This is a genomic window from Bradyrhizobium forestalis (assembly GCF_002795245.1).
Classification (GTDB): Bacteria; Pseudomonadota; Alphaproteobacteria; order Rhizobiales; family Xanthobacteraceae; genus Bradyrhizobium; species Bradyrhizobium forestalis.
This window is the reverse complement of record NZ_PGVG01000002.1, coordinates 439,454-451,758: the sequence shown is the minus strand read 5'-3', so window position 1 is coordinate 451,758 and position 12,305 is coordinate 439,454. Positions and strand designations below refer to the sequence as shown.

Below are 12,305 nucleotides of genomic sequence, written 5' to 3'. Positions count from 1 at the left end.
CCACCGGGAGGGCTGTGGGCGCAGTTTTACCTGGTGAGATGGCGCGCTATAGAGCGCCATTGCGCCCAGAAGAAGGAAAATAGGGGGCCGCCCGGGAGCCGGGCAAGCCCCGGCCGCGCGCCACCGCCCCTGCCCTGGACCCCCCTACCACTTCGGCGGGCCAGGCGGGCAGCCCCCGGCAGCGCGGCCGGCCGGCCCGCCACCAAAGAGCTGCCCGCCTGGCCAGCCGAAGTGCTAGGAGGCTCAAGGGCAGGGGCGTTGGCAGGCGACAGGAGCTTGCCGGCGTCCCGGGCGGCCCCTTATTTCCTTGCTTCTGGCCGAAATGGCGCTATATAGCGCGCCATCTCACACGGAAACATGGCTCACAAGGCCGTCCGGTGGCAGCCGGGGCGAGAACGCTCCGTTTTGCTCACACGTTTCCGGAGGAACCAACCGGAGAACTAGAACGATGGCACTACCCGATTTCACTATGCGTCAGCTCCTTGAAGCTGGCGTGCACTTTGGTCACCAGTCGCACCGCTGGAATCCGAAAATGGCTCCGTTTATTTTCGGCACCCGCAACAACATCCACATCGTCGACCTCGCCCAGACCGTGCCGATGCTGCACCAGGCCCTGCAGGCCGTCAGCGACACGGTGGCCAAGGGCGGCCGCATCCTGTTCGTCGGCACCAAGCGCCAGGCGCAGGACGGCGTTGCCGATGCTGCCAAGCGCTGCGCGCAGTATTTCGTCAATTCGCGCTGGCTCGGCGGCACGCTGACCAACTGGAAGACGATCTCGGCCTCGATCAAGCGCCTGCGTCACCTCGACGACGTGCTCTCGGGCGGCGAAGCCAATTCGTACACGAAGAAGGAGCGCCTGACGCTTCAGCGCGAGCGCGACAAGCTCGACCGCTCGCTCGGCGGCATCAAGGACATGGGCGGTCTGCCCGACCTGATCTTCGTGATCGACACCAACAAGGAAGACATCGCGATCCAGGAAGCCCAGCGGCTCAACATCCCGGTCGCCGCGATCGTCGATACCAATTCGGACCCGAAGGGCATCACTTATGTGGTCCCCGGCAATGACGACGCCGGCCGCGCCATTTCGCTGTACTGCGATCTCATTGCGCGCGCGGCGATCGACGGCATCTCGCGCGCCCAGGGTGATTCGGGCATCGACATCGGCGCCTCGGCCCAGCCGGCCGCCGAAGAGCTGCCGGCGCCCTCGTCGAGCGGTTTCCAGGGCCTTGCGGGTCCCCGCGGCACCGCCGACGACCTCAAGAAGCTCCCGGGCGTGTCGGGTGCGATCGAGAAGAAGTTCAACGACCTCGGCATCTTCCACTACTGGCAGCTCGCCGAGCTCGATCACGACACCGCGCACACGATCGGCGAAGAAGTCGGTCTGCCCAGCCGCGCGGATGCCTGGGTGGCCAAGGCCAAGGCGCTGACCGCGGAAGCGGAATAGTCAAAAAGAGCGATGGGTTGGCCGGATAGGATCCGGCCACCATTTCAGTTGACGCGAATTCCTGAGATGGACCGCGGCGGGGCGTTTTTGGATGCCACGCTGCGGCAAACCGGCAGGCACAAAGGATCTTCAACGATGGCAACGATCACAGCTGCGATGGTCAAGGACCTGCGCGAGTCGACCGGCGCAGGCATGATGGACTGCAAGGCCGCGCTGACCGAGAACGACGGCAACATGGAAGCGGCGCAGGATTGGCTGCGCAAGAAGGGCCTGTCCAAGGCCGCCAAGAAGTCGGGCCGCGTCGCGGCCGAGGGCCTGATCGGCGCGCTCACCAAGGGCACCAAGGGCGTCCTGGTCGAGGTCAACTCCGAGACCGACTTCGTTGCGCGCAACGGCCAGTTCCAGGGGCTGGTCAAGATGATTGCCCAGGTCGCCTTCGACGTCGGCGCCGATGTCGAGAAGATCAAGGCCGCCAAGGTCGGCGACGTCACGATCGAAACCGCGATCAATGATGCGATTGCCACCATCGGCGAGAACATGACGCTGCGTCGCGCCGTCCAGCTCGAAGTGAGCCAGGGCGTGGTCTCCCACTACGTCCACGGGGCCGTCATCGAAGGCGCCGGCAAGATGGGCGTGATCGTGGCGCTGGAATCGCCGGGCAAGGCCGACGAGCTCGCCGCGCTCGGCCGTCAGATCGCGATGCATGTCGCGGCCACCAACCCGCTGGCGCTCGATCCGTCCGGCCTCGACCCGGCCGTGGTCAAGCGCGAGAAGGACGTGCTTGCCGACAAATACCGTCAGCAGGGCAAGCCCGAGAACGTGATCGAGAAGATCGTCGAGTCCGGCCTCAAGACCTACTACAAGGAAGTCTGCCTGCTCGAGCAGGCCTTCATCCACGACACCGGCAAGTCGGTGGCGCAGGCGGTGAAGGAGGCCGAGGGCAAGGTCGGCGGCGCCGTGAAAATCGCGGGCTTTGTGCGCTATGCTCTCGGCGAGGGAATCGAGAAGCAGGAAAGCGACTTCGCGGCCGAGGTCGCCGCGGCCAGCGGCAAGAAGTAAGCGCCGGAACACCTCCTTCCGGCGTGCCGCCGGAGGCGGCGCCCGGACAAGGAAAGTGCTCATGACTGATCCGGTCTATCGTCGCGTCGTGATCAAGCTGTCCGGCGAATATCTCGCGGGACAGCAAGGCTTTGGCATCGATCAGCCGACCGTCGACCGGGTTGCGGACGATCTGATCGCGGCCCGCCATCTCGGGACCGAGGTCGCGGTCGTGATCGGCGGCGGCAACATGGTCCGCGGCGTCGAGGTCTCCTCCCGCGGGGTGTCGCGCACGACCGGCGACACCATGGGCATGCTCGCCACCGTGATGAACTGCCTCGCGCTGGAAGCGGCGATCGAGCGCAAGGGCACGCCGGCACGGACGCTGTCGGCCTTCGTCATGCCCGAGATTTCCGAGCTGTTCACCCGCGCTGCGACACACAAATACCTGGCCGAGGGCCGGATCGTGCTGCTCGGCGGCGGGACCGGCAATCCGTTCTTCACCACCGATACGACCGCGGTGCTGCGGGCCGCCGAGATCGGGGCGGAGGTGGTCCTGAAGGCGACCAATGTCGACGGGGTCTACTCGGCCGACCCGAAGAAGGATCCAACCGCCACGCGGTTCGACCGCCTGACGCATTCCCAGGCGATCGAGGGCGGCTACAAGGTGATGGATGCGACCGCCTTCGCGCTTGCCCGCGAGACATCGCTGCCTATCATCGTATTCTCGATCGCGGAGCCGGGGTCGATCGGCGCGATTCTGCGTGGCGTCGGCCACGGAACCATCGTCGCCGGCTGACAGCTCGTCTGGCGCGCCCGAAAGGGAAGGGCGCAGAGCGGTCGCCGGGATTTTGAAGGAGAAACGTGATGCCCACGGGTAATTTCGACCTCAACGAAGTGAAGCGCCGCATGCAAGGCGCCGTCCAGTCCCTCAAGCACGAGCTCGGCGGCCTGCGCACCGGCCGCGCCTCCGCCTCGATGCTCGATCCGGTGCAGGTCGAGGCCTATGGCAGTCACATGCCGCTCAATCAGCTCGCCACCGTCAGTGTGCCGGAGCCCCGGCTGATCTCGGTGCAGGTCTGGGACAAGTCGATGGTCAAGGCGGTGGAGAAGGCGATCGTCGATTCGAATCTCGGCCTATCGCCGGCGACCGAGGGGCAGGTGCTGCGCCTGCGCATCCCCGAGCTCAACGAGGAGCGGCGCAAGGAGCTGGTGAAGGTCGCACACAAATATGCCGAGGCCGCCAAGGTCGCCGCGCGCCATGTCCGCCGCGACGGTCTCGACGTGCTCAAGAAGCTCGAGAAGAATCACGAGATGTCGGAGGACGATCAGAAGCGTCACGCCGACGAGGTGCAGAAGGCGACCGACGGCACCATCGCCGAGATCGACCAGTTGCTGGCCGCCAAGGAAAAAGAAATTCTCACCGTTTAAGGCATCGCCTTCATGTCCAACGCCGCCGCGCCCGCAACGGAAGGGCCTGACAGGTCCGAGGCGCCTGCGCATGTCGCCATCATCATGGATGGCAACGGGCGTTGGGCGGCCGCGCGCGGCTTGCCGCGTGCGGAAGGACATCGCCGCGGCGTGGACGCGCTGCGCCGCGTGGTGCGCGCCTCGCACGAGCTCGGCATTCGCTATCTCACCATCTTCTCGTTCTCCTCGGAGAACTGGTCGCGCCCGGCGAGCGAGATCGGCGACCTGTTCGGCCTGCTACGGCGCTTCATCCGCAACGATCTGGCGAGCCTGCACCGCGACGGCGTCAAGGTTCGCATCATCGGCGAGCGCGAGGGGCTCGATAACGACATCTGCACGCTGCTCAACGAGGCCGAGGAGCTCACGCGCGACAACACGCGCCTGACGCTCGTCGTCGCCTTCAACTACGGCTCGCGGCAGGAGATCGCGAAAGCGGCGCAGAAGCTCGCCCGCGAGGTCGCGGAGGGCAGGCGCGATCCTGCCACGATCGACGCCGAGACCCTGGGCGCGCATCTCGACGCGCCCGACATTCCCGATCCCGATCTCATCATCCGCACCAGCGGCGAGCAGCGCCTGTCCAATTTCCTGATGTGGCAGGCCGCCTATAGCGAGCTCGTGTTCGTGCCGATCCACTGGCCCGACTTCGACAAGGCGGCACTGGAAAGTGCGATCGCCGAATTTGCCAGGCGCGAGCGCCGTTTCGGCGGCCTGGTCGCGAAAACCGCCTCGTGAGCGAACCCGACGCCGCACCGGCGGGCTCTCAGCCTGCCCCGAGCAATCTCGTGCTGCGAGTCCTCGCAGCTCTGGTGCTGGCGCCGCTTGCCATTGCGCTCGCCTACGCCGGCGGCTGGCTTTGGGCACTTCTCGTCACCCTGGTGTCGATCGGGCTGTTCGCGGAATGGCTGACGGTGGTGGGCGCAGGCTCGGCCGCGCTGACCGGGGCAGGGACCGTGGTCATCGCCATGATGGGGGCTTCCGTCGCTTTCGGTGCGCTCAAGACTTCCGTCATCGTTGGCTGTATCGGCGGCGCGATCGTCACGCTGATCGCGCGCGGCAAGTTCGTCTGGGCTGCCACCGGATTCGCGTATGCAGCGGCGGCGCTGCTGGCCTCGATCCTGGTGCGGAAGGATCTCGTCAACGGCTTCTCCGCGCTGATGTTCGTGCTGCTCGTGGTGTGGGCGACCGATATCGGTGGTTATTTCGCCGGCCGCAGCATCGGCGGGCCGAAGCTGTGGCCGCGCGTGAGCCCGAAGAAGACCTGGGCCGGAGCGCTCGGCGGCTTTGCGGCGAGCCTTGCGGTTGCGGCCGGCTTTGCCGCGGGTGGGATCGGGAAGGCGGTTCCACTGCTGCTCGTCAGCGCCGTCCTCTCGGTGGTCTCGCAACTCGGCGATCTGTTCGAATCCGCGGTGAAGCGGCGCTTCGGTGTCAAGGATTCCAGTCACTTAATTCCCGGCCATGGCGGGCTTATGGACCGCCTGGACGGTTTTGTCGCCGCCATCCTGGCGGCATGGATTATCGGCTTTGTCCGCCATGGTGTGCATAGCGCCGGAAGCGGTCTTATGGTTTGGTGAGGATATGAGCGCGGTCCCATTGCGTAACAACAAACTTGCTGCGTCCGACGTCCGCAGCGTCACGGTTCTCGGCGCCACCGGCTCGATCGGCGACAGCACGATGGATTTGCTGCGCGCTTCGCCCGAGCGCTACCGTGTCGAGGCGCTGACGGCGAACGGCAATGTCGCAGCGCTGGCCAAGCTCGCCAGGGAATTCTCCGCGCGCTTTGTGGCGATCGCCGACACATCCAAGCTCGCCGAGCTCAAGGCCGCACTGGCGGGCACCAGCACCGAATGCGGCGCCGGCGAAAGCGCGGTGATCGAGGCAGGCGCGCGTCCGGCCGACTGGGTGATGGCGGCCGTGAGCGGCGCTGCCGGACTGAAGCCGGCGCTGGCAGCAGTCGACCGCGGCGCCCATGTCGCGCTCGCCAACAAGGAGTGTCTGGTCTGCGCCGGCGATTTCTTCATGCAGCGCGCGGCAAAGGCGGGCGCCTGCATCCTGCCGGCCGATTCCGAGCACAATGCGCTGTTCCAGGCGCTGAGCTCAGGCAATCGCGACGAGCTCGTCCGTGTCATCATCACCGCGTCCGGCGGCCCGTTCCGGACCTGGAAGCCTGCCGACATCGAGCAGGCGACGCTCGAGCAGGCCCTGAAGCATCCGAACTGGAGCATGGGCCAGAAGATCACGATCGATTCCGCCTCGATGATGAACAAGGGGCTCGAGGTGATCGAGGCATCCTATCTGTTCGCGCTCTCGCCGGACGAGATCGACGTCCTCGTTCATCCGCAGTCGATCATCCACGGCATGGTCGAGTTTTCCGACTGCTCAGTGGTCGCCCAGCTCGGCGCGCCCGACATGAGGACGCCGATCGCCCATTGCCTCGGCTGGCCCGACCGCATCAAGGGACCGGCGGCCAAGCTCGACCTCGCCAAGATCGGCCAGCTGAGCTTCGAGGCGCCGGACTTCGAGCGCTTCCCCGGACTTCGCTTGGCTTACGATTCGCTCCGGATCGGGAAGGGCGCGACCACCGTTTTCAACGCCGCCAACGAGGTCGCGGTCGCGGCCTTCATCGCCGGCAAGATCCGGTTCGGCGCGATTGCCCGGCTGGTCGAGGCGACCCTTGACGACTGGGTCAAAGGCGGGAACCAGGCCCCCCTGACGTCCGCCGACGATGCAATCTCCGTTGACCATGTTGCTCGAAATAGGGCTGCCGCCCTATTGCCTCAAATTGCCTTAAAGGCATCCTAGTTGGTTCGGGACCAGGGCCTTGCGGCGCTGGGTGAGAGAAATCGATGATCGACTTTTTTGTCCATAGTTTCAATACGTTGAGCCATGGGCTCCTCGGCTACGCGGTTCCCTTCCTGTTCGTCCTGACCATCGTCGTGTTCTTCCACGAGCTCGGCCATTTCCTGGTCGCGCGCTGGGCGGGCGTGCGCGTGTTAACCTTTTCGCTCGGGTTCGGGCCTGAGCTGGTTGGTTTCAACGACCGCCATGGCACCCGCTGGAAGATCTCGGCCATCCCGCTCGGCGGCTACGTCAAGTTCTTCGGCGACGAGAGCGAGGCCTCGACCCCGTCGGCCCAGACGCTGGCGGCCATGACGGCCGAGGAGCGCGCCGGCAGCTTCCACCACAAGAAGGTCGGCCCGCGTGCGGCCATTGTCGCGGCCGGACCGATCGCCAATTTCATCCTGGGCGCGCTGATCTTCGCCGGCATGGCCCTCTATTACGGCAAGCCGAGCACGATCGCGCGCGTTGATGGTGTCGTCGCCGATGGCGCGGCGGCTGTGGCCGGCTTCAAGGTCGGGGACATCGTCGTCCAGATCGACGGCAAGCCGATCGAGAGCTTTGCGGACATGCAGCGAATCGTTGCGATGAACGCTGGTTCGGCGCTTACCTTCCAGGTGAAGCGCGACGGCGCCGTCGTCTCGCTGACCGCGACCCCGGCGCTGCTCGAGCGCAAGGATCCGTTCGGCAACAGCCATCGTCTCGGCGTGCTCGGCGTCGAGCACAAGTCGCAGGCCGGGGAGGCCTCGACCACGCCGGTCGGCATCGGTGAAGCGCTCAAGATCGGGGTCGACCAGGTCTGGTTCATCATCACCAGCACCTTCAAGTTCCTGGGCTCGCTGTTCGTCGGGCAGGGTAATCCGAATGAGGTCAGCGGCGTCCTGGGAATCGCGAAGATGTCGGGGCAGGCGGCCAGCGCCGGGTTCCAGTTCGTGATCAACCTCTGCGCGGTGCTGTCGGTCTCGATCGGCCTGTTGAACCTGTTCCCGATCCCGCTGCTCGATGGCGGCCACCTTATGTTCTATGCGGCCGAGGTGGTCCGGGGCCGGCCCTTGTCCGAGCGGACTCAGGAGATGGGGTTCCGAATCGGGCTCGGCTTGGTGCTGATGTTGATGGTGTTTGCGACCTACAACGACATCCTGCGGATGGCCGCTTCCTGATAGGGGCTTTTTTGTGGCGTTGCTGTTGAGCAACGTCTTGGAATGAATTTGAAATTACGGCGCTTTCGGCCGTTTGCGGCGTCGGCGAAATTGGCTACAAGCGGCCTGAACTTGGGGAATCTCCGGACCGGCGTTGGGGTTGGGTCTGGCACGGAATGATAAGGGCGCGTTGCGCGATGAAGTTTGGACTGCGACTCCGGGGGGGCTTGCTCGCAACCCTGATCTTGTTCGGCGCGCCGGTGGTTGCCCCGGTTGGGGCTGTTTTGGTGTCTTCGTCTGCGCTTGCTCAGACCGTTCAGTCGATTTCCGTCGAAGGAAATCGCCGCGTCGAGGTGGAGACGATCCGCTCCTATTTCAAGCCGGGTCCGGGCGGCCGCCTGGATCAGGCCGCCATCGACGACGGCCTCAAGGCGTTGATCGAGACCGGCCTGTTCCAGGACGTCAGGATCAATCGCGGTTCCGGCGGCCAGCTCATCGTCTCCGTGGTGGAAAACCCGGTGATCGGCCGCATCGCCTTCGAGGGCAACAAGAAGATCAAGGACGAGCAGCTCACCACTGAAGTCCAGTCCAAGGCGCGCGGCACCTTCTCCCGCGCCATGGTGCAGTCCGACACGCTGCGAATCGCCGAAATCTACCGCCGGTCCGGCCGCTATGACGTGCGCGTCACGCCGGAGATCATCGAGCAGCCGAACAACCGCGTCGACCTGATCTTCACGATCGAGGAGGGCGCCAAGACCGGCGTCAAGTCGATCGAGTTCGTCGGCAACAGTGCCTTCTCGTCCTACCGCCTGCGCGACGTCATCAAGACGCGTGAATCGAACCTTTTGAGCTTCCTCGCCAGCGGCGACATCTACGATCCCGACCGCGTCGAAGCCGATCGCGACCTGATTCGTCGCTTCTACCTCAAGAACGGCTTCGCCGACGTCCAGGTGGTGGCCGCGCTCACCGAATACGATCCGGAAAAGAAGGGCTTCAACGTCACCTTCAAGATCGAGGAAGGCGCGCAGTACCGCGTCGGCGCGGTCGACTTCCGCTCCAGCATTCCGAACTTCGATCCGTCCACGATGCGCGCCTATTCGCGCGTCAATGTGGGCTCGCTCTACAACGTCGAATCGGTCGAGAAGTCGGTCGAGGAGATGCAGATCGAGGCCTCGCGCCGCGGCTATGCCTTCGCCGTGGTCCGGCCGGGCGGCGACCGCAACTTCGAAGCGCACACCGTGTCCGTCGTGTTCAACATCGACGAGGGCCCGCGCACCTATATCGAGCGCATCAATCTGCGCGGCAACACCCGCACCCGCGACTACGTGATCCGCCGCGAGTTCGACATCTCGGAAGGTGACGCCTACAACCGCGCGCTGGTCGACCGCGCCGAGCGGCGCCTGAAGAACCTCGACTATTTCAAGAGCGTGAAGATCACGACCGAGCCGGGCTCCTCGAGCGACCGCGTCATCCTGATCGTCGACATGGAAGAGAAATCGACCGGCGACTTCTCGATCTCGGGCGGTTACTCCACCACCGACGGCGCGCTGGCCGAAGTCTCGATCTCCGAGCGCAACCTGCTCGGCCGCGGCCTGTTCGCGAAGGCGTCGGTGACCTATGGCCAGTACGCCCGCGGCTACTCGCTGTCGTTCGTCGAGCCGTATCTGCTCGACTACCGCGTCGCGCTCGGCCTCGACCTCTATCAGCGCCAGCAGCTGTCCAACAGCTACATCTCCTACGGCACCAAGACGCTCGGCTTCTCGCCGCGCCTCGGCTTCTCCTTGCGTGAAGATCTGGCGCTCCAGCTGCGCTACTCGATCTACCAGCAGGAAATCACGCTGCCGTACTACCTGGCGAACTGTAATAACAACCTGGGCACCTCGGCGTTCAACCCGAGCCCGGCCTTCGCTGCGTCGCAGACGCCGCCGATCGACCTGACCTCGACCGGCGGTCTCGGCTGCTACAGCGACGGTGAAGCCTCGCTGCCGGTGCGCAAGGAGCTTGCCAACGGCAAGACCCTGACCTCGGCGCTCGGTTACACGCTGACCTACAACACGCTGGACAACAACAAGAACCCGACCGACGGTCTGCTCATCGACTTCCGGCAGGATTTCGCCGGCGTCGGCGGCGACGTCTCCTATCTGAAGTCGGTCATCGATGCGAAGTACTACACTCCGCTGGTCTCCGACATCGTCGGCCTCGTGCGCCTGCAGAGCGGCATGCTGAACAAGATCGGTAGCGATCTGCGCATGCTCGACCACTTCCAGATGGGCCCGAACCTCGTCCGCGGCTTTGCCCCGAACGGCATCGGCCCGCGCGACCTGAACCCGTTCGGTACGCAGGACGCGCTCGGCGGCACCAAGTACTGGGGCGCTTCGCTCGAACTGCAGATGCCGTTCTGGTTCCTGCCCAAGGAAGTGGGTCTGAAGGGCGCGGTCTATGCCGACGCCGGCGGCCTCTACGATTACAAGGGACCGACGAGCTGGACCGCCACCAACGAGGTCAATGCGCCGGGCTGTATCCCGTCGACCATCAATCCGTCGAGCGCGGGGACCTGTACCGGCCTCGTGTATGACGACAGCAAGGTGGTCCGCTCCTCGGTCGGTGTCGGCCTGATCTGGCAGTCGCCGTTCGGTCCGCTGCGCTTCGACTACGCCGTGCCGCTCAGCAAGGGCAAGTACGACCGTACCCAGGAGTTCCGGTTCGGCGGCGGCACCACGTTCTAGTTCGATCAGCACGGCACGATCCGGATCACTGGAGCCGGTTTCCGAAAGGGATCGTGCCAATCCAAGACATGGGGCATGATGCGGCCTGACCGCTTCATGCCGAAGCCGGACCGCGACGGGGTGGAATGGCGCAGCCGACCTTCTTCACAAAGCCGCCTGCCACAGCGTTGGCCGAGATCGCCACGCTGACCAAGGCGCAGCTGGTCGACCCCGAGAGGGGCGGCCACGTCATCACGGGCCTTGCTTCGCTCGACGAAGCGGGCCCGATGCATCTGGCATTTTTCGACAACCTCAAATATGCCGATCAGCTCAGGGCGACCAAGGCGGGGGCTTGTCTGGTCAGCCCGCGCTTCGAGGCCGAGGTGCCTGCGCATGTGGCGGTGCTGCGGGTGACGCAGCCGTTCCGCGCCTTCGTCCGGATCGCGCGGGAGTGGCACGGCGACGCGCTGAGGCCGCAATCCTGGGTCGGCAATGACGGTATCGCCCCCTCGGCGATCATCGACCCCTCGGCCCGGCTCGAGGACGGCGTGATCGTCGATCCCCTGGCCGTGATCGGCCCGGAGGTCGAGATCGGCAGCGGCACCGTGATCGGCGTCGGAGCGGTGATCGGCCCCGGCGTCAAGATCGGCCGGGATTGCAATGTCGGCGCCCGCACGGCGATCCAGTGCGCCCTGATCGGCAACAATGTGCTGATCCATCCCGGCTGCTCGATCGGCCAGGACGGCTACGGCTTCATCTTCTTCGGCCCCGAGGGCCATCTGAAGGTGCCGCAGACCGGACGGGTGCTGATCCAGAACGATGTCGAGGTCGGGGCCAACACCACGATCGACCGTGGCTCCTTGCGCGACACCGTGATCGGCGAGGGGACCAAAATCGACAATCAGGTCCAGATCGGCCACAATGTGACGATCGGCCGGCACTGCCTGCTGGCGGCCCAGATCGGCCTCGCCGGCAGCCTGACCATCGGCGACAACGTGGCGCTGGGAGCGAAGGTTGGCATCAACAACCACCTCAAGATCGGTGACGGGGCTCAGGTGACGGCGATGAGCGCGGTCAAGGACGACATTCCGCCGGGCGGCCGCTGGGGCGGACATTTCGCCAAGCCGACCAAACAGTGGTTCAAGGAGATCATCGCGGTGGAGCGCCTGGTACGCGACAGCAAGGCCGATCCGAAGGACGAGGGACGGGAATGACGGCGGAATCACCTGTTAAGTTCGAGCTGGTGGATATCAACGCGATCCTCCAGACCCTGCCGCACCGCTTTCCGATGCTGCTGATCGACCGCGTGATCAACATCCGCGCCGATTACAGCGGCATCGGCATCAAGAACGTCACCTTCAACGAGCCGGCCTTCCAGGGGCATTTCCCCGAGCGCCCGGTCTATCCCGGCGTCATGATGATCGAGGCGATGGCGCAGACGGCGGGCGTAATCGGCATCAAGTCGGTCGAGGGTACCGAGAAGCCGCGGGCGGTGTATTTCCTCACCATCGACAAGTGCAAGTTCCGCAAGCCCGTGCTGCCCGGCGATACCATCGAGTATCACATGCGCTCGCTGGGCCGCCGCAAGTCCATGTGGTGGTTTCACGGCGACGCCAAGGTCAACGGCCAGGTCGTCGCGGAGGCCGACGTCGGCGCCATGCTGACGGACTGAGC

The 12,305-nt window shown here is 65.2% G+C and carries 11 protein-coding genes; all 11 read left to right on the top strand.

Annotated features, from left to right (window positions below; translation table 11 throughout):
- The first annotated feature begins 448 nt into the window (after positions 1-448).
- The 11 genes from CVM73_RS04510 to fabZ all read left to right on the top strand — a co-directional run bounded on the left by CVM73_RS04510 (position 449) and on the right by fabZ (position 12,303).
- On the top strand, positions 449-1,444 hold the full coding sequence (locus tag CVM73_RS04510; protein WP_100230776.1) for a 30S ribosomal protein S2: 996 nt from the start codon (positions 449-451) through the stop codon (positions 1,442-1,444).
- Positions 1,445-1,579: 135 nt separating this feature from the next.
- On the top strand, positions 1,580-2,503 hold the full coding sequence (gene tsf / locus CVM73_RS04505; RefSeq protein ID WP_100230816.1) for a translation elongation factor Ts: 924 nt from the start codon (positions 1,580-1,582) through the stop codon (positions 2,501-2,503).
- Positions 2,504-2,564: 61 nt separating this feature from the next.
- Positions 2,565-3,281, top strand: a complete 717-nt coding sequence (gene pyrH, locus CVM73_RS04500; protein ID WP_100230775.1) for a UMP kinase — start codon at positions 2,565-2,567, stop codon at positions 3,279-3,281.
- 68 nt (positions 3,282-3,349) lie between these two features.
- The gene (gene frr / locus CVM73_RS04495; RefSeq protein ID WP_061879517.1) at positions 3,350-3,913 is read left to right on the top strand and encodes a ribosome recycling factor; all 564 of its coding nucleotides are present in this window, start codon (positions 3,350-3,352) and stop codon (positions 3,911-3,913) included.
- 12 nt (positions 3,914-3,925) lie between these two features.
- Positions 3,926-4,684 (top strand): isoprenyl transferase, encoded by a 759-nt coding sequence (locus tag CVM73_RS04490; RefSeq protein WP_100230774.1) that lies wholly within the window; start codon positions 3,926-3,928, stop codon positions 4,682-4,684.
- Positions 4,681-5,523: a phosphatidate cytidylyltransferase gene (locus tag CVM73_RS04485; RefSeq protein WP_100230773.1), complete on the top strand. Its 843-nt coding sequence runs from the start codon at positions 4,681-4,683 to the stop codon at positions 5,521-5,523. The genes CVM73_RS04490 and CVM73_RS04485 overlap by 4 nt, the downstream gene beginning before the upstream one ends.
- A 4-nt stretch (positions 5,524-5,527) precedes the next feature.
- Positions 5,528-6,751 carry a 1-deoxy-D-xylulose-5-phosphate reductoisomerase gene (dxr, locus tag CVM73_RS04480; protein ID WP_100230772.1) on the top strand — a complete coding sequence of 408 codons (1,224 nt, stop codon included), beginning with the start codon at positions 5,528-5,530 and terminating at the stop codon, positions 6,749-6,751.
- 44 nt (positions 6,752-6,795) lie between these two features.
- Entirely contained in the window at positions 6,796-7,947 is a 1,152-nt protein-coding gene (gene rseP, locus CVM73_RS04475; RefSeq protein WP_100230771.1) for an RIP metalloprotease RseP, read from the top strand.
- A 176-nt stretch (positions 7,948-8,123) separates the two neighbouring features.
- A complete protein-coding gene (gene bamA / locus CVM73_RS04470) occupies positions 8,124-10,652 on the top strand; it encodes an outer membrane protein assembly factor BamA (RefSeq protein ID WP_100230770.1) in 2,529 nt (842 codons plus the stop codon).
- 125 nt (positions 10,653-10,777) lie between these two features.
- Positions 10,778-11,845: a UDP-3-O-(3-hydroxymyristoyl)glucosamine N-acyltransferase gene (lpxD, locus tag CVM73_RS04465; RefSeq protein WP_100230769.1), complete on the top strand. Its 1,068-nt coding sequence runs from the start codon at positions 10,778-10,780 to the stop codon at positions 11,843-11,845.
- On the top strand, positions 11,842-12,303 hold the full coding sequence (fabZ, locus tag CVM73_RS04460; protein ID WP_100230768.1) for a 3-hydroxyacyl-ACP dehydratase FabZ: 462 nt from the start codon (positions 11,842-11,844) through the stop codon (positions 12,301-12,303). Before lpxD ends, fabZ begins: the two co-directional genes overlap by 4 nt.
- Positions 12,304-12,305 lie beyond the last annotated feature (2 nt).

Bases quoted from the DNA above. Each gene is read 5' to 3' on its own strand.
- CVM73_RS04510 (WP_100230776.1), top strand. From the start codon at position 449: ATGGCACTACCCGATTTCACTATGCGTCAGCTCCTTGAAGCTGGCGTG.
- dxr (WP_100230772.1), top strand. From the start codon at position 5,528: ATGAGCGCGGTCCCATTGCGTAACAACAAACTTGCTGCGTCCGACGTC.
- frr (WP_061879517.1), top strand. From the start codon at position 3,350: ATGCCCACGGGTAATTTCGACCTCAACGAAGTGAAGCGCCGCATGCAA.
- fabZ (WP_100230768.1), top strand. From the start codon at position 11,842: ATGACGGCGGAATCACCTGTTAAGTTCGAGCTGGTGGATATCAACGCG.
- CVM73_RS04490 (WP_100230774.1), top strand. From the start codon at position 3,926: ATGTCCAACGCCGCCGCGCCCGCAACGGAAGGGCCTGACAGGTCCGAG.
- rseP (WP_100230771.1), top strand. From the start codon at position 6,796: ATGATCGACTTTTTTGTCCATAGTTTCAATACGTTGAGCCATGGGCTC.
- bamA (WP_100230770.1), top strand. From the start codon at position 8,124: ATGAAGTTTGGACTGCGACTCCGGGGGGGCTTGCTCGCAACCCTGATC.
- tsf (WP_100230816.1), top strand. From the start codon at position 1,580: ATGGCAACGATCACAGCTGCGATGGTCAAGGACCTGCGCGAGTCGACC.
- pyrH (WP_100230775.1), top strand. From the start codon at position 2,565: ATGACTGATCCGGTCTATCGTCGCGTCGTGATCAAGCTGTCCGGCGAA.
- lpxD (WP_100230769.1), top strand. From the start codon at position 10,778: ATGGCGCAGCCGACCTTCTTCACAAAGCCGCCTGCCACAGCGTTGGCC.